The 17,715-nt window shown below is 66.5% G+C and carries 12 protein-coding genes; 6 read left to right on the forward strand and 6 right to left on the reverse strand.

All coding sequences use genetic code 11. The features are described 5' to 3' along the window. Together ACLP4W_RS11315 and ACLP4W_RS11320 are read left to right on the forward strand one after the other, a co-directional pair. The coding region (locus tag ACLP4W_RS11315; protein ID WP_442386218.1) for an arabinosyltransferase C-terminal domain-containing protein at positions 1 to 1,358 on the forward strand (1,358 nt) is incomplete at its 5' end. A 174-nt stretch (positions 1,359 to 1,532) separates the two neighbouring features. After that, positions 1,533 to 2,033: a hypothetical protein gene (locus ACLP4W_RS11320; RefSeq protein WP_442386219.1), complete on the forward strand. Its 501-nt coding sequence runs from the start codon at positions 1,533 to 1,535 to the stop codon at positions 2,031 to 2,033. Between the two features lie 37 nt (positions 2,034 to 2,070). Here ACLP4W_RS11320 and ACLP4W_RS11325 read toward each other — a convergent pair whose 3' ends face one another. Continuing rightward, positions 2,071 to 2,340: a DUF1918 domain-containing protein gene (locus tag ACLP4W_RS11325; RefSeq protein WP_442386220.1), complete on the reverse strand. Its 270-nt coding sequence runs from the start codon at positions 2,338 to 2,340 to the stop codon at positions 2,071 to 2,073. A 205-nt stretch (positions 2,341 to 2,545) separates the two neighbouring features. Between ACLP4W_RS11325 and ACLP4W_RS11330 the strand changes: the two genes are divergently transcribed. From ACLP4W_RS11330 to ACLP4W_RS11345, 4 genes are all read left to right on the forward strand, one after another. Beyond that, positions 2,546 to 3,013, forward strand: coding sequence for a hypothetical protein (locus ACLP4W_RS11330; RefSeq protein ID WP_442386227.1), 468 nt, complete (start codon positions 2,546 to 2,548; stop codon positions 3,011 to 3,013). An 18-nt stretch (positions 3,014 to 3,031) separates the two neighbouring features. Then, complete coding sequence (locus ACLP4W_RS11335; RefSeq protein WP_442386221.1) at positions 3,032 to 3,487, forward strand: FHA domain-containing protein; 456 nt, start codon at positions 3,032 to 3,034, stop codon at positions 3,485 to 3,487. Between the two features lie 62 nt (positions 3,488 to 3,549). Next, the gene (locus ACLP4W_RS11340; protein WP_442386228.1) at positions 3,550 to 4,272 is read left to right on the forward strand and encodes a Crp/Fnr family transcriptional regulator; all 723 of its coding nucleotides are present in this window, start codon (positions 3,550 to 3,552) and stop codon (positions 4,270 to 4,272) included. A gap of 41 nt (positions 4,273 to 4,313) precedes the next feature. Continuing rightward, positions 4,314 to 6,128: an acyl-CoA dehydrogenase family protein gene (locus ACLP4W_RS11345; protein WP_442386222.1), complete on the forward strand. Its 1,815-nt coding sequence runs from the start codon at positions 4,314 to 4,316 to the stop codon at positions 6,126 to 6,128. Positions 6,129 to 6,191: 63 nt separating this feature from the next. Here the strand turns inward: ACLP4W_RS11345 and ACLP4W_RS11350 are convergent, their stop codons facing one another. The 5 genes from ACLP4W_RS11350 to ACLP4W_RS11370 all read right to left on the reverse strand — a co-directional run bounded on the left by ACLP4W_RS11350 (position 6,192) and on the right by ACLP4W_RS11370 (position 17,550). Continuing rightward, positions 6,192 to 7,766, reverse strand: coding sequence for an acyl-CoA carboxylase subunit beta (locus ACLP4W_RS11350; protein ID WP_442386223.1), 1,575 nt, complete (start codon positions 7,764 to 7,766; stop codon positions 6,192 to 6,194). After that, positions 7,766 to 13,078, reverse strand: coding sequence for a polyketide synthase Pks13 (gene pks13 / locus ACLP4W_RS11355; RefSeq protein ID WP_442386229.1), 5,313 nt, complete (start codon positions 13,076 to 13,078; stop codon positions 7,766 to 7,768). The genes ACLP4W_RS11350 and pks13 overlap by 1 nt, the downstream gene beginning before the upstream one ends. A 101-nt stretch (positions 13,079 to 13,179) precedes the next feature. Continuing rightward, a complete protein-coding gene (gene fadD32 / locus ACLP4W_RS11360; RefSeq protein ID WP_442386224.1) occupies positions 13,180 to 15,072 on the reverse strand; it encodes a long-chain-fatty-acid--AMP ligase FadD32 in 1,893 nt (630 codons plus the stop codon). Positions 15,073 to 15,434: 362 nt separating this feature from the next. Continuing rightward, entirely contained in the window at positions 15,435 to 16,445 is a 1,011-nt protein-coding gene (culp6, locus tag ACLP4W_RS11365) for a carboxylesterase Culp6 (RefSeq protein ID WP_442386225.1), read from the reverse strand. Positions 16,446 to 16,638: 193 nt separating this feature from the next. Next, on the reverse strand, positions 16,639 to 17,550 hold the full coding sequence (locus ACLP4W_RS11370; protein WP_442386226.1) for an esterase family protein: 912 nt from the start codon (positions 17,548 to 17,550) through the stop codon (positions 16,639 to 16,641). Between the last annotated feature and the right edge of the window lie 165 nt (positions 17,551 to 17,715).

Here is a 17,715-nt window from a genome sequence, read left to right on the forward strand (position 1 = left end):
GGGTGCCGTTCAACAGCGTGATGCCGAGGCTCGGCGGAATCACGATCAGCGCAATGTTTTTCGTCTTGTTCGCGATCGCGGCACTCTGGGCGATCTGGTTGAACTTCGCGCCCAGAGATCGCGGCGAGGGCCGGCTGGCGCGAGCGGTGACGGCCGCGCCCGTGCCGATCGCAGCCGGGTTCATGGCACTGGTGTTCATCGCATCGATGGTGGCCGGAATCGTGCGCCAGTACCCCACCTACTCCAATGGCTGGGACAACCTGCGGGAGTTCTCCGGCGGCTGCGGACAGGCCGACGACGTGCTGGTGGAGCCGGACAGCAACGCCGGCTACATGGCGCCCATCAAAACAGCGGAGCCGGGCAATTACGGCCCGCTGGGCCCGCTGGGTGGGGGGAACCCTGTCGGGTTCACGCCGAATGGTGTACCGGAACGCACCCTGGCCGAGGCGGTACGGGAGACAGCGGTGCCGCAGCCCGGCACCGACTACGACTGGGATGCGCCAACCAAGCTGACGGCGCCCGGCATCAACGGGTCCGTCGTACCGCTGCCCTACGGCCTCAACCCCGATCAGGTTCCGCTGGCGGGCAGTTACACGACCGGCCCCCAACAGCAGAGCAGGCTGACCTCGGCGTGGTACCAGCTGCCCAAGCCGGACGACGGACATCCCCTGGTGGTGGTGACCGCCGCAGGCACGATCGCGGGAAACAGCGTGCTGCACGGGCACACCGCGGGGCAGACGGTCGTGCTGGAGTACGGCAAGCCCGGCCCCGGCGGTGACCCGGCCGACATAGTGCCGACCGGCCGGCTGGTGCCCTACGACCTGTACGGGGAACAACCGAAGGTATGGCGCAACCTGCGCTTCGCCCGGTCCAAGATGCCCGCCGACGCGATCGCGGTCCGGCTGGTGGCCGAGGATCTGTCCCTGACGCCGGAGGACTGGATCGCGGTGACTCCGCCGCGGGTGCCGGAGCTGCGCTCCCTGCAGGAGTACGTCGGCTCGTCCCAGCCGGTGCTGATGGACTGGGCGGTGGGGCTGGCCTTCCCGTGCCAGCAGCCGATGCTGCACGTCAACGGCGTCACCGATATCCCGAAGTTCCGCATCACGCCGGACTACAACGCCAAGAAGCAGGACACCGACACGTGGCAGGACGGCGTGAACGGCGGCCTGCTGGGCATCACCGACATACTGCTGCGGGCCCATGTGATGTCGACCTACCTGTCCCGCGACTGGGGCCGGGACTGGGGATCGCTGCGCAAGTTCGACACCATCGCAGACGCTCATCCCGCGCAACTCGACCTGGGCACCGCGACCCGTAGCGGGTTGTGGTCACCGGGCGAGATCCGGATCAAGCCTTAGCCCACGAACGCGGTAATTTGCCATCGGTCGGATAACCGTAATTAGTCATTAGTCGAATAGCGAAGAAATTTACCTTCAAGTAATTCTTCGCCACGAGGTTTAATTTCGGCGAATGCGGGTCAATACTTCTTTTCCCCGTGACGTAACCAACAAAAGGGGTTAAAAGGTGACCCGATGCACACGCTGAAACGGTTGGCTACATCTGCGGCGACACTCACCGTGGTGATCTCGCCGGCGACGGTCTTTGAAAGCAACCCGGCCTCCGCTGACACAACGGTCGTCTTGGACAGCTATCTCCGACGTTGCGATTTCACCCGCGTGACCTCTGCGCCCAAAGTGCCCGAGCCGGGACTCGGCACGGGGACTGCCCTCATACACACCGCCGGGTCACGAGCGATCGCCGAGGTGCACCTGGTCGACGCGCCCGATCCTGGCACGCATTTCGATGTCGGCCTGATCCAAGAACCCCGTCCGTCGTCGGCTACCTGTGGTCCCGGCGACCCTGGCACCGCCTTCACCGGAATGGACACCGACGCGGCCGGCAGTGCAACGGTGACTATCCAAGACAATGTCCGGCAGGGTACGACGGGCGTCTGGGTTATTGTCGAGCGGCCGAACGCCAACTCCCAAAACCCGGCCGAGTTTTACACGTCTGAATTCTTGGTGCCGGTATAACGCCCCGGCCTACGGGCGGTTAGTTCGGCGGGAACCGTTATTCGCTCCCGGAGTGGTGAGTCAGTTCGGACTGCGCCGCACCGACCCTCTGTCGTGCCCGTTTGTCGGCCTGTTGCTGTTCGGCCGCGGTGATGATGATGGCGTCCGAGCCCGGAAACACCGTGGCCACATGGCCGTTAGCAAGCCAGCGCACCACATACGGCGGCGCGCCGTCGGTCCCGTGCACTTCGGTGATCAGGCCACGCTGATCCGCTAACTCCGTCGTCGTGCCTTTAATCACGAGCCAATCACCCACTTGCGCCTTCATCATCGACTCCCTTAATCGTTGGCTGTTGGGCCGATCATGCGCCGCAGCGGCCCGGTGAGGGAGGGCCATAGGTCACCGTTGGGCCGACGTCGCGTGCCCGTGACGAACGCCCCGAACGGTCGGGACTTCGGTCCCTATCCCGGCGCTTAGGTCGAGTGGTCCGATACAGGTATCCGGAATGACCGGTGTCGACGGAGGCATGACCATGGACGCTTCACAACAATTGCAGAACAGGACACGGTTCTTCGCCCGCGTGCTCGGTCCCTTCCTTGTCGTTGTCGACGTCACCGCAATAGCGCGCGCCTCGGACATGCAACAACTACTTTCGCAGTTTGAGGCGAACTCCTTGTGGACCTTTGTGACCGGCGCCTTCATTCTGCTGTTTGGCCTGGTCATCGTCGCCGCTCACCAATCTTGGCAGGGGGCCGCAGCGATCATCGTGTCGCTGCTGGGCTGGCTGGTCGTGCTGCGCGGGCTGTTGCTTGTGGCCTTTCCCCAGGCCTTCGTTGCTGTCGCCAAGACCATGGTCGGCGCTCAAGGCTGGTGGGTGGTGCTCTGTATTGTTTTCACCCTGCTCGGGCTGTACCTGATCTACGTTGGCTGGGCCCCGGCTCCCAGCCGGCCGACGTCGCAAGCGGCGAGGTCAAATCCGGACGTCCGGCAAGCTGCGTAGTTGAGTCAAGGTGTTGGAATGACGGCGGCGGACGTGAGCGAGCAGGGTCAAGCACCCGACGAAAACACCGGAGACATCGGCTTCGTACTACGCGCCGATCTCCGTGACGACCTCGACACGTCAGCCGCCGTCGCGGACGCGGTGATGGAGGATATGGCAACGCTGGCGCGCGGCTTGGGCGTGCTCGTTGTCAAACGGGGTCCCAACGCCGGATCGCAGTTCAGCCTGGACCAGCCCGTCCTGTCCGCCGGCCGGCATCCCGCCAGCGACATCTTCCTCGACGACATCACGGTCAGCCGCAGGCACGCCGAGTTCCGAAGGGAGAACGGCAGCTTCTATGTCGTTGACCTCGGCAGCCTGAACAGCACATACGTCAACCGCGAACCCGTCGACTCGGCGGTGCTGGCCAACGGTGACGAGATCCAAATCGGCAATTTCCGTCTAGTTTTCCTGGCCGGGCCGGCATGGCGTTGACCCCGATGAGCAGGACTCTCGTGAGCACACCACCCGGCGTCAATCACGCCGGTGTCGATCAGGTGCTGACCGGCACCGGGATCTTTCAATACGTCGAACCCGACGCCACGTCCGAATTGATCAAGCAGTTACATCCTTCCGAATTCAGCGCAGGCCAAATGATTTTCGCCGAGGGAGACCTGGGTGATCGGGTCTACATAATCGTTTCGGGCAAGGTGAAAATCACCCTTAGCGGCCCCGACGGCCGCACGAACCTCCGGGCGATCATGGGCCCAACGGACATCTTCGGTGAGCTGGCGGTGTTTGACCCCGGCCCTCGAGCCTGCACCGCGACGGCGATCACTGACCTGCGGGCCGTGTGGATGGACCGTGCCACGTTGCGAACCTGGATGGCCGACCGGCCGGTGATCGCCGAACAGCTCCTGCAGGTGCTCGCCCGGCGGCTACGGCATACCGACGACGAACTGGTCGAGCTGGTTTCCAGCGATGTGGCCGGGCGTGTTGCTCGCCAGCTGCTGCTGCTGGCTCAACGCTTCGGCACGCGCGAAGGCGACGCGCTGCGGGTCGTGCACGAGCTCAGTCAGGACGAGATCGCCCAGCTTGTGGGCGCCGACCGGGTATCGGTCAACAAGGCGCTGCGTGGTTTCGGGGCGCGGGGCTGGATTCTCGTGGAGGGTAAGAGCGTCCTGATAGTTGATCCCGATGCGCTGGCCCGCCGGGCCGCCCCCGGCAGATCGGACTTCTACCCCAGTCGACGGCGGCGCCAGTTACCCGCCACGGCATGAGGTTCCTTCACCCGGCGTTCCGGCTGTAATACCGTCGCGGCATGAGCGAGCACGACCCCCAATACGGGTTAGAGGCCTTCGAAAGGCTGCCCTTCTCCACCCCGGAAAAGTCGCAGCGCTATCAAACGGACAACTACCGCGGGGCCGTGGGTCTCAATTGGTACCTCAGCGATCCCACCCTGCGGTTCACCATGGCCTACTACCTGCAGCCCGACCAGTTGGAGTTCGCCGAGCGCCACCTGACGCGCATCGGTGAGCTGATGGGCGGCCCAGTGGCGCGGTGGGCGGAGGAGACCGACCGCAACCCGCCCCGGCTGGAGCGCTACGACCGGTGGGGACACGACATCAGCCAGGTCGTCATGCCGGCATCGTTCACGCAGTCCAAACGCGCCATCTTGGACGCCCAGCAGGCCCTGCGCAGCGAGGCGCGAGCCGCCAAGATCAGCTCGTCGCTGACGCTGTTCGCGTCCAACTATCTGCTCAACCAGGCCGATATCGGGATGGGCTGCGCCCTGGGCACCGGCGGCGGCATGGTCCAGTCGTTGGTGGCCGCCTACGCGCCGGCCGACGTGCGAGACCACGTACTGGCCAAATTCGCCTCCGGAGAGTGGGCGGGCGAGACAGCGCAGCTGCTGACGGAACGCACCGGCGGCTCCGATCTGGGTGCGCTCGAGACGACCGCTCGACGCGTGAGCGGCGAAAACGAAGAAGCGTGGCTGTTGAACGGCTTCAAGTGGTTTGCGTCCAACTGCGCCGGAGAGGCGTTCGTCGTACTGGCCAAACCCGAGGGCGCTCCCGATTCGACCCGTGGCGTCGCCAATTTCCTCGTACTCCGCACCCGCCGCGACGGTTCACGCAACGGCATTCGGGTGCGTCGGCTCAAGGACAAGCTCGGCACCCGCTCGGTCGCCTCGGGCGAGGTCGAATTCGTCGACGCCGAGGCGTTTCTGCTCTCCGGCGAACCCAGCGGCGACTCGGGCCCGTCCGATGGCAAGGGCCTCGGCCGCATGATGGAGCTGACCAACGCGGCGCGGCTGGGCATCGCCCTGTTCGGGCTCGGTAACGCGCGGCGCGCCCTGGTCGAGTCGCTGTGCTACGCGCGGCAGCGGCGGGCGTTCGGCGGCGCGCTCATCGACAAGCCGCTGATGCGGCGCAAGCTCGCCGAGATGATCGTCGACGTCGAGGCCGCGCAAGCGCTGGTGTTCGACGGCACCGGCGCCACCAACCATCGCCAGCCCCGCAGCATGCGGCAACGCATCGCGGTGCCCGTCACCAAGCTCAAGGTGTGCCGACTAGGGATCACCGCGGCCTCGGACGCGATCGAAATCCACGGCGGCAACGGCTATATCGAGACCTGGCCGGTGTCCCGACTACTGCGCGACGCGCAGGTGAACACCATCTGGGAGGGCCCCGACAACATCCTTTGTCTCGATGTGCGGCGCGGTATCGAGCAGAGTCGCGCGCACGAGACGCTGTTGGCGCGGCTGCGTGACGCGGTGTCGGTCTCCGACGACTGCGGTGACGGTGGGGCAACCACTCGCTTGGTCGCCGGCCGCGTCGAGGACCTCGACGCGGCGATCACGGCCTGGACCAAACTCGACAGCCACGTGGCCGAGGCGCGGCTGTTCCCGCTGGCCCAGTTCATGGGCGACGTCTACGCCGGGGCGTTGCTCACCGAGCAGGCCGCCTGGGAGCGAGCCACCCATGGCGGTGAGCGCAAGGCACTCGTCGCCCGGCTGTACGCGCAGCGCTATCTCGCCGATCGTGGGCCGCTGCGCGGTATCGACGCCGACTCCGACGAGGCGCTGGAGCGTTTCGACGAACTGGTGGCGGGGGCGCTCACACCTCGAGCGTGAACTGTGCGACGCCGCATCGGCGTGTCGCGTCGCCACATTAACGCTCGGCGATGGCGGTGCTGACTAAACCGGGATCAGCCCGTGCTTGCGCCCGACGCGCGACCACAGTTGCTTGTCTCGCAACAGGTGCATCGACTTGCGGATCAGCAGCCGGGTCTGGTGCGGGTCGATGACGGCATCGATGAATCCGCGTTCGGCGGCGGTCCACGGGATCGCCATGTTGAGGTTGTAGCCCTCGATGAAATCCTTCTTGATCGCCTGCGCCTCGGGCGTGGTCGGGTCGGGTAACCGCTTCATCAGCAGCTGCGCGGCACCCTCGGCGCCGATCACCGCGATGCGCGCGGTCGGCCAGGCGAAGTTGAAGTCGGCGGTCAGCTGCCGGGAGCCCATCACCGCATAGGCGCCGCCGTAAGACTTGCGGATCGTGATCGTCACCTTCGGCACGTCGGCCTCGACGACCGAGTACAGGAACCGGCCGCCGCGCTTGATGATCCCGTTCTTCTCCTGCTCCGCCCCCGGTAGGAATCCCGGCGTATCCACCACGAACACCAACGGGATGTTGAACGCGTCGCAGAACCGGATAAACCGCGCCGCCTTGTCGGAGGCTTGGTTGTCGATCGACCCGGACAGGTGCATGGGCTGGTTGGCGACCACGCCCACCGGACGTCCGTCGACCCGGGCGAACCCGGTGATGATCGCCGGTCCGGCCTGCGCTGCGACGTCGAGGAAGTCGCCGTCGTCGAAAATCCGCAGCAGGATCTCGTGCATGTCGTAGGCCATGTTGTCGGAATCCGGCACGATCGAGTCGAGCTCCAGGTCGGTCGGGGTGATCTCCGGCTCCAGGCCGGGGTTGACGATCGGCGGCTTGTCAACACTGTTGGACGGCAGGAACGACAAGAAGTCACGCACATACTGGAAGGCGGCGGCCTCGGAGTCGACCACCTGGTGGATGTTGCCGTAGCGGGCCTGAGAATCGGCGCCGCCCAGCTCATCGAGGCTGACGTCCTCGCCGGTGACGTCTCTGATCACGTCGGGTCCGGTGACGAACATGTAGCCCTGGTCACGCACCGCCACCACCAGGTCGGTCTGGATCGGCGAATACACTGCTCCCCCAGCGCATTTCCCGAGAATTATGGAGATCTGCGGCACAATTCCGGATAACGACTCGTGGCGGCGGCCGAGTTCGGCGTACCACGCCAGCGAGGTGGCCGTGTCCTGAATACGCGCTCCTGCGGAGTCGTTGATGCCGACGATCGGGCAACCGACCATCGCACACCACTCCATCAGCCGGGCCACCTTGCGGCCGAACATCTCGCCGACCGAGCCTTGAAACACCGTCTGGTCGTGGGAGAACACCCCGACCGGACGGCCGTTGATCATGGCATGACCGGTAACCACGCCGTCGCCGTACAGCGCGTTGGGGTCGTTGGGGGTTCGGGCCAGCGCACCGATCTCCAGGAAGGTGCCGGGATCGACCAGCGAGTGGACGCGGGCGCCGGCGCTCGGGATGCCCTTCTTGTCGCGCTTGGCGACGGCCTTCTCCCCGCCGGGCTCCTTGGCCAACTCCAGGCGAGCGTGCAGCTCGGCCAGCTTCTCGGCGGTGGTGTGGCCAATGGGAGCTGGCACGGTCTCCGTCACTACTTGCCTACCTCACTCGTCCGGCGGAGTTTCGCCTCGATCTCGTCCAGCGCCTTGCCCATGTGCGCGCCCACCTTGGCGATGATCGGCTCGTCGATGGCCTGGATGTGCTCGCCACCGATCGGCACGACCTCGAGGTCGGACACATAGTCGCCCCAGCCGCCGTCCGGCTTGCGAACGGCATACCGCGGCTCGAACATGATCGCGTCGTCATGGTAGCGATCTGCCATGTAGAGGGTGACATGGCCGTCGTACGGCTGGATCTGGGCGGTGTCGATCGCCCGCTGGTCCAGGTACGACGTGCGCTGGTGTTCGATGATCCCGGCCGGGATCTGCACTCCGCTCGCTTTGACCGCGTCGAGAACTAACCGGACTTGGCCCTCGTCGTCGAGTTCCTCGAGCTGCTCGTAGGGGATCTCCGGGATGCTCACATTGAACGTCTTCTCGGCGAAGCGGGCGTAGCGGTCCCAGCGCTTGCGGATCTCCTCCTTGGTCTGCGGGATCTCCTCGCCCGGGCGAACCGCGTCGATCAGGCCGACCCACTCGACGTCCTTGCCCATCTGCCTGAGGCCGATAGCGCATGCGTAGGCGAGCGCCCCACCGAGCGACCAGCCGGCCAGAATGTAAGGCCCGTCGCCCTGCATCTCGATCAGTTTCGGAACGTATTGCGCCGCACGCTCTTCGATCGTGCCTTCGACCCGCTCGAAGCCGTACATCGGGGTGTCCGCCGGCAGCCGGTTGAGCAACGGCTCGTACACCACGGTCGAGCCGCCGGCCGGGTGGAACACGAACACCGGCGGTTTCGAGCTGCCCTCGGGCCGCGCCCGCAGGGTGCGGACGAACCCGTCGATCTGGCCGGCCTCCAGGTAGCCGCGCAACTTGTCGGCAAGTGCCTCGATGTTCTCCGACGCCAGCACGTCCTCGGCGGAGATCGGACCATCAGCGCGCTCCGAAAGGCGCTGCGCCATCTTGGCGGCGGCGTCAGTGTCCAGCTTGGGCAGCGGGTTGAAGATGCCGCCCGGGGACTTGCCCGTGACGATCGCCCACGTGGCGAAGGTGACCCGCTCGGCGGCGTCACGCGGCGGCACGTCGGAGTTGAGCGCCTTGGCAACCGCCTGCTGGTTGAGTGCCTCTGCGGCGACCGCGAGGTTGGGCTTCGCGCCGTTGGACGTGGGGCCTGCCGGGTCCGTCGGCGGCGGCGGAATCGGCACCTCTAAGACCGTCGGGGCGACCGGCGGTGCCTGCGTCTCGGGCTCAGCCTGCGGATCGGGTGCCTGGGCGACCACCGCGTCGGGTGTCGCGCCGCTGACCAATTCCGCTTGTGCCCTGGCGATTTCAGCAGTTATTTCGGAGGCCGTCTGCGTCTTCTGGTGCTGGTGCAGTTGCTGCACCTCGTCGCGGTGCTCGACCGCGTACTGGATCAGCTGCTCGACGTTGTAGAGGTTGGCGTCACGCACGGCCGTCAACTGGATGGGCGGGAGATCGAAGTCGTATTCGACGCGGTTCTTGATCCGCACCGCCATCAGCGAGTCCAGGCCCAGCTCGATCAGCGGCACCTCCCACGGCAGGTCCTCGGGCTCGTAACCCATGGCAGACCCGACGATCAAGCCCAGCCGCTCCGCGATGGTCTCGCCCGAGCCCGGCGACCATCTGTTCATGCCGCTCGGCATGTAGCGGTTGGTCAGGCTGTCCCCGAGGGTTTGGGCTTCTGGTTCCTCGATCGCCGGCTCGGGCACGACGGAACCGGTTGTCGAAGCGACCGCCGTGCCCGCGCCAACCGCGGCCGGCAATACCGATTGGGAACCACTCCGGGTAACCAGCGCGTCGTAGACCAGCGTGAAGGATTCGTCGATGCGGGCATGCACCTGAACCGAAGCGCCGCCGGGGTGCCGCGTCATCGTCGTCACCAGGCGGGAGCCTTCCCCGGGCACCGCACGCTGCTCCGCCGCCGCCAATTGCGCCTCTGGAAGCACTTCGGCCGCAGCGGCTTTCACCAACGCAGGCAGATCCGTCAGTCCTCGGGGCGTGTATTCCCACACGTGGCGGCCATCGGGCAGCGCGACGTGGGCGCCCGGCATGATCACCGAGCTGCTGCCTGACGAGAAGTGCGCGTCCAGCCAGTGCTCTTTGCGCTTGAACCTGGTCGGCGGGATGTTGGCAAAATCTTCCGGGCCTGCCGGCCCGGGTGCACGACTGAACAGGGTCCAGATGTCCAGGTCGTGACCGTAGACATAGAGCTGGGCCATGGTCGAGATCATCGACTCGACTTCGTCTTGCTTGCGGGCCAGCGTCGGGATCAGCTGGGCGTCGTGCAGGCCGGCGGAAGCCGTTGTGAGGCCAACCTGCATCAGCGCCACCGGGTTGGGCGCCAGTTCCAGGAAGGTGGTGTGTCCGCTGTCGACGGCGTTGCGGATCCCCTGGGTGAAGTAGACGCTGTGGCGCAGGCCCTTCTTCCAGTAGTCGACGTCGTGGATCGGCTCGCTGCCGGGCTTGAAGTACCTGCCCTCGTGCACGGTCGAGAAGATCCCGGCCGTCGGGCTCATCGGCTTGATGCCTTGCAGTTCCGCCGTGAGCTCCCCGAGCAGCGGATCCATCTGCGAGGTGTGGCTGGCGCCCTTGGTCTCGAACTTGCGGGCGAACTTGCCCTCGGACTCGGCGCGGGCGATGATCGCGTCCACCTGCTCGGGCGGGCCACCGATGACGGTCTGGGTGGGTGCGGCGTAGACGCACACTTCGAGATCAGGGAAATCGGAGAACACCGTCTTGATCTCGTCGGCGGAGTACTCCACCAGCGCCATCAGGCGGATGTATTCGCCGAACAGCATCGCCTCGCCCTCGCCCATCAGATGCGAGCGGGAGCAAATGGCCCGGGTGGCGTCGCGTAGCGACAGGCCGCTTGCGAAGTAGGCGCACGCGGCTTCGCCCAGTGACTGGCCGACCACCGCGGCAGGCTTGGCGCCGTGATGCTTGAGCAACTCACCCAGCGCGATCTGGATCGCGAAAATAGTGACCTGGGTGGTCTCGATGCCGTAGTCCTGCGAGTCGTCCAGGATCAGCTCGAGCACCGAGTAGCCCAGCTCGTCCTGGACCAGCGCGTCGACCTTCTCGATCCACTCGGCGAAAACCGGGTCGCGCAGGTACAGGCTCTTGCCCATCTTGCGGTGCTGGGCGCCGAACCCGGCCAACACCCACACCGGGCCGCTGGTCACCGGCCCGTCGACGCTGAACACGTCGGGCCGCTGCTTGCCCTCGGCGACCGCCCGCAAGCCCTTGATGGCCTCCTCGTGGTCGTGCGCCAGCACCACCGCGCGCGAACGCCCGTGGTTGCGCCGCGACAGCGACCGCCCGATCGACTCCAGCGACGACGCCTGGCCTTCGGGGCTTTCTATCCAGTCCGCCAGCTCGGCGGCCGCGGCCTTCTTACGGGAGGTCAAGAACGCCGACACGGCCAGCGGAATCAGGGCCGGGGCGGAATCTTCTTGAGCCTCTTGCGCCGCAAGCTCTTCCAGCGCGGCTTCCTTGAGCCGCAAGGCCTCCTCGGTGACGCCCGGCAACTCGGGCTCTTCCTCTTCGGCCCCGCTGATTCCGGAGGCTACATCGGCGATGATCTCGCCGTACTCGTCGAAGCGCAGCGCGTGGCTTTCGAATGTGGGCGCCTCGGTCGCTTCGGCGGCGGCCCCCGGTTCGGGGGTGGGTTCGGGCTCGCGCGCCTCTTTTTCCACCACGTCGCGCGGCAACACCTCGCGCACCACCAGGTGCGCGTTGGCCCCGCCGAAGCCGAAGCTCGACACCCCCGCCAGCGCGTAGCCGCCGTAGCGCGGCCAGTCGGTCGCGGTGTCGATGACCTTCAAGCGCATCGCGTCGAAGTCGATGTACGGGCTGGGTCCGGCGAAATTGATGGACGGCGGCAGCTTGTCATGCTGCAGCGCCAGCACTACCTTGGCCATGCTGGCCGCACCGGCGGCCGACTCCAGGTGTCCGACATTGGTTTTCACCGCGCCCAGCAGCGCTGGACGATCGGCGGGACGCCCCCTGCCGACGACGCGGCCCAGTGCCTCGGCCTCGATGGGGTCGCCGAGTACGGTCCCGGTGCCGTGCGCCTCGATGTAGTCGACGGTGCGCGGGTCGATGCCGGCGTCCTTGTACGCCCGGCGCAGCACCTCGGCCTGTGCGTCCTGGTTGGGCGCGATGAGACCGTTGGACCGGCCGTCGTGGTTGACCGCGCTGCCGGCGATCACGGCCAGGATCTGGTCGCCGTCGCGACGGGCGTCTTCCACGCGTTTGAGGACCAGCATGCCGGCGCCCTCGGAGCGGGTGTAGCCGTCGGCGTCCGACGAGAACGACTTGATCCGGCCGTCGGGAGCCAGCACCGCGCCGATCTCGTCGAATCCGAGCGTCACCGCGGGCGTGACCAGCGCGTTAACGCCCCCGGCAACGGCCGCGTCGCATTCCCCGTTGCGCAGCGCCTGCACGGCCTGGTGTATCGCCACCAGCGAACTCGAGCAGGCGGTGTCGACGGCCATCGAGGGCCCACGGAAGTCGTAGAAGTAGGACACCCGGTTGGCAATGATCGAGGTGGCGGTGCCGGTGATCGCGTAGGGGTGTGCAATGGTCGGGTCGGACGCCGCCAGTAACTGGTAGTCGGTGTTCGATACACCGACGTACACGCCGACGGCCTCGCCGCGCAGGCTGGACGCCGGGATGCGGGCGTGCTCCAGCGCCTCCCAGGTGAGCTCCAGCGCCATCCGCTGCTGCGGGTCGATGTTGTCGGCTTCGGTCTTGGCGACCGCGAAGAACTCGGAGTCGAAGCCCTTGATGTCCTTCAGGTAGCCGCCGCGGGTGCGGGCCTGCGCGACCCGTTGGGCCAGCCGCGGCTCCTCCAGGAATTCCGACCAGCGGCCCTCCGGCAGGTCGGTGATGGCGTCGCGGCCTTCCAGCAGCGCCCGCCACGTTTCGTCCGGGCTGTTCATGTCGCCGGGCAGCCGGGTGGCCAAGCCCACGATCGCGATGTCGACTCGCTCGGCCGGGCCGTTGCGCGACCAATCCAGGTTGTCATCGTCTGCCGTGCTTGTTTCGGGTTCGCCCTCGACGATCCGGGTCGCGAGCGACTCGATGGTCGGATGCTGGAAAGCCACCGCGACCGACAGCGTGACACCGGTCATGTCCTCGATGTCGGCCGCCATCGCCACGGCATCCCGCGACGACAACCCCAGCTCCACCATGGGCACCGACTCGTCGATCTCGTCCGGTGACGTCCCGACGGCCTTACCCACCCAGTTGCGCAGCCACCGCCGCATCTCGGGGACCGTCATGTCGGCCTTCTCGGCGGGCAGGTCGCCGGCGACCGGTGTGGCGTTTCCGTGGTTGTCGGGGTCCTGAGCGTCAGATTCTGTGTCAGCCATGGTTCCTGGATTCAGTCTGTTGCGCCGGCGAAGGCGGTCGGGGAACCGATGCCGCTGCGCAGACTGCCGTCGAGATAGGCAGTACGGCATGCGCGGCGCCCGATCTTGCCGCTGGAGGTCCGAGGAATCGTGCCCGCCGACACCAGCAGCACGTCGCGGACGGTCACACCATGGCGCACGGCGATGGCCGCCCGGATGTCGTCGGCGATGGGCTGGTAGTCGAGCTTGTGCGTACCGGCGGCGCGCTCAGCGACGATCACCAGCTGCTCTGACGTGTCCTCGGGGTCGAACTTGATGCCGGCGTGTGGGTTGTCGAATACCACCTGTGGCAGCTGGTTGGCCGGGACCGAGAAGGCGGCCACATACCCGGTGCGCAATGCCCGGCTGGCTTCCTGCGCCGAGTCCTCGAGGTCCTGCGGGTAGTGGTTGCGGCCGTCGACGATGACCAGGTCCTTGATCCGGCCCGCTATGTAGAGGTGTCCCTTGTGGTAGGTGCCGTAGTCGCCGGTGCGCACCCACAGCCCGTCGTCTGCGGCTCCCTCGGCGTGCGACTCGCTGATCCGCGACTTGAGGATGTTCCGGAAGGTCTGGGCGGTCTCTTCTTCCTTGCCCCAATAGCCGATACCCAGGTTGTTGCCGTGCAGCCAGATCTCGCCGATCTGCCCATCCGGCAGCTCGCTGGCCGCTTCGACCTCAACGATGACCGCCCATTCGTCGACACCGACCTTGCCGGCGGAGACCTGAGCGACGGCGTTCGGCGCGTCGGCGGCCACCTCGACGAAGTGCCCGTTGTTGATCTGGTCCCGGTCCACGTGGATGACCGTCGGCTTCTCGTTCATCGGGGTGGTCGAGACAAACAGCGTCGCCTCGGCCAGGCCGTACGACGGCTTGACCGCGGTCTCCTTCAGCCCGTAGGGCGCGAACGCTTCGAAGAACTTGCGCATCGAGGCCGGGCTCACCGGCTCGCTGCCGTTGAGGATGCCCTTGACGTTGCTCAGGTCCAGTGGCGGCTCGTCGTCGCGGGGCAGGCCACGCATCGCGGCGTGTTCGAACGCGAAGTTCGGCGCGGCGGAGAACACGCCGCCGGTCTCGCCGGGCTTGCGCGCGAGCTCGCGGATCCAGCGACCGGGCCGGCGCACGAACGCGGCGGGCGTCATGAAGGTGAAGCTCTGCCCGAGCACCGACGACAGCAGCGCCGTGATCAGGCCCATGTCGTGGAAAAACGGCAGCCACATGCACCCGCGGTCACCATCGGTACCCTCGAGCGCGTTCAGCACCTGCAGCACATTGGTTGGCAGGTTCAGGTGAGTGATCTGCACACCGGTCGGGGCGCGGGTCGAGCCCGAGGTGTACTGCAGGTAGGCAGTGGTGCCCTCGCCGGCATCCGGCTGCTGCCAGGTGGCGGCGACCTCGGTGGGCACCGCGTCGACGGCGATCACGCGGGGCCGCTCCTTGGCCGACCGGGCACGGATGAACTTGCGGACACCTTCGGCGGAGTCGGTGGTGGTCAGGATCGTCGACGGGGAGCAGTCGTCGAGCACCGCGTGCAACCGGCCGACGTGACCCGGCTCGGCGGGGTCGAACAGCGGCACCGCGATCCGGCCGGAATACAGCGCGCCGAAGAAGGAAATGAGGTAGTCCAGGTTCTGCGGGCACAGAATGGCGATGCGATCGCCCGGCTGGGTGACCTGCTGCAGCCGGGCCCCCACGGCGCGGTTGCGGGCGCTGAAGTCGGACCACAGAATGTCGCGTTCGATGCCGTCACGTTCGGTGGAGAAGTCCAGGAAGCGGTAGGCCAGCTTGTCCCCACGAACCTTCGCCCATTTCTCAACGTGACGAACCAGGTTGGTGTTAGCCGGGAACCTGATCTTTCCATTCACGATGAACGGGTTGTGGTACGCCATGCCGCCCTCTCCTGTCACAACCATCTCGGTCGGCTTTGCCGACGTTTACATCTCGGTCGGCGTTGCCGACGTTTACATCTCTGTGTCGGCTCCGCCGACGGGTATCTGTATGCCGGGCCACCCCTCGCTCGGCATACGCTCCAGAGCGCCGGTCAGTGCCAGTCTCGGCCGGCCTTGACCCCGATCGGGTCAGCAACGGAGTCCTAATTGCTCTTAGTTTTCTCTTAATGTTAAGGGGTGCCTCGCGGCAGACCAAATCACAAAGGTACCGCTGATCGCGCCCGGCAAGCGGCTAGGTAGCGGCTGTGTCCACTGCCCGGCTCCTCATCGGGCCGATCCGGCCCGGATCGTCGCCCGGGCGGTCACCCATGTTTGGGGTGTGGCGCGTTTTCGACAAGCCCGTGGGCCCAGTTCAACGTCCAATCTGTCGCCGGCACCCCGTCCATATTCCAGAACTGGGTCGTGGCATACAACGCGTGGACCGGCTGGCCCGCGCCGCCGGAGAGCGTGTTCAGCGTATTGGGCAGGTTGGCGACGCTAAACGCCTCGTCCGGGGCGGCGCAGATGAGGTCACCGGGGGCGCAGATCTCGTTGGTCTTGCCGTTGAGCGCACCGAAACCACCCGGCCGTGCACCGGTCATGGTCAGACCGAGCCCGGACAGCACCGGCACCTCTTGCAAGGTGATCTCGGCGCCCTGGCCCGGCGGGCTTGGGCCGACGTCGTTGCCGACCCCGGACTGGCGACGACCGTCGGCGATCAACGTCACACCGAGTATCAGGTCGTCATCGACGGGTCCGCGGCCATTGCCGATGTCGCTGGCGATATCGCCGGCGATCACCGCGCCCTGAGAGAAGCCCGCCAGCACGTAACTGGTCAACGGGCACTTGCTGTTCATGTCGGTCATCGCTTGAACGGTCGCGCGGGTGCCTTCCGCTCGGCTGTCGTTGTAGGACATCTGCGTGTCGCCGCTCAACGGATTATGGAACTGCGCCGTGTACGGAGTGGTGTACGTCTGCACCCGCGATGAGGGGAATTGCTGGGAGATCGGCCCAGTCACTCTGTGCAGCAACGCATTCGGGAATTGCATCGGGTTGAGTGGATCGTCCTGCGGGGAGGACTCCCAAGTACCGGGGACGGCAACCAACTGCACGTCGGGGCAGGATGCGTCTTGCGAAGCGGGACGCGGCTTGTGCGGGTGCGTTGTCGTCGACGAGGGGGGCAAGACGCCGGGCGGCACCGCGCTGGGCGGTGATTGGGGGCTGCGCAGCAAGACCACCACGGCCACGATGACCAACAACACGACGCCGGCCATCGTGAGAGCGGCAACCCAGGCGAGGGTCCGGTGGCGTTTACGCCGGGCGCTGGTGGCCATGTTCTCCCGCTAGCAGAGTCGGTAGGTCCGTCGACGGATTTTGGTGCGATCGCGACGGGCCGTGGCGTCGGGCACCCCGGCCGTCTAAGCGCATCCGCGCCGCGTCGTGACGCGGCGCTCCCGACCTCTGCTGCACCCCCTACACGGTACCGGCAAGTCGGGCGGCGCCGTCTGCCCTGCTTGCGCCGCCTGCCTACCGGATTGCTCCGACGATGTCGCCCGACATGGCACCCAGCTGCGACGCCCACGAGCCCCAGCCGTTGTCACCGCCGCCGGGGAAGTCGAAGTGGCCGTTGTGCCCGCCGTTGCTGCGGTACTGCTGGTAGAACTCCCGGGCGCTGCCCATCGCCGCGCCCGCCTGCCCGATCATGGCGGCGGGATCGCTCGCGCCATCGTTGGTCGGGCTGTAGACCCACACCCGAGTGTTGTTCTGCGCCAGCAGCGAGGCGTGCACCCACGGGTCGTGCCACTTCCACCGCCCCAGCTGCGGGGCTCCCCACATTCCGTTGCCGTCCACGCCGCCGAACTGCTGCAGGCCGGCCAGGATCGCGCCGTTGTAGTTGGTGCTCGACGGGTACAGGAAACCCGACAGCGAGCCGGCGAAGCCGAAGCGGTCGGGATGGAAGGCGGCCAGCGCCATAGCGGCGTAGCCACCCTGGGAGGCGCCGACGGCGGCATGGCCACCGGGTGCCAGGCCCTTGTTGGCGGCCAGCCAGTTAGGCAGCTCGCTGGACAGGAAGGTATCCCACTGCTTGCTGCCGTCCTGCTCCCAGTTGGTGTACATGCTGTAGGCGCCGCCGGCGGGCGCCACCACCGAAATGCCCCTGCCGGCCAGCGTGTTCATGGCATTTCCCGCGGTCACCCAGTTGCTGACGTCCGGGGCGGCGTCGAAGGGGTCCAGCAGATAGACCGCGTGGGGACCGCCGGCCAGGAAGGCCACCGGGATGTCGCGGCCCATCGCCGCCGACGGAACCATCAGGCTTTCGTAGCCCGCTGCCCCGACTTTGCCGGTGGCTCCGGTCATCACCGTGACAGCGCCCAACGCAACCGAAAGTGCGGCAACGCAGAACAACCGGATTAGCACTGACAGACCCCGTACGGCCATCATGTCCACCCTCCATCGCCTAGTCGCTGTGTGCACACTAGCCCGAAGTTCCCCCTGGTAGCACGGGTCTGAATCCAGTTTGCCCTTGATGAGCAGGTGTTCTGTGTCCATTTGGCAGCTGATGTGTAGTCATGTATCGAAAGCGGTATATCGGCGTGTCTCTGT

The sequence above is a fragment of the Mycobacterium sp. genome (assembly GCF_052145595.1).
In the GTDB taxonomy this organism is placed as follows: Bacteria; Actinomycetota; Actinomycetes; order Mycobacteriales; family Mycobacteriaceae; genus Mycobacterium.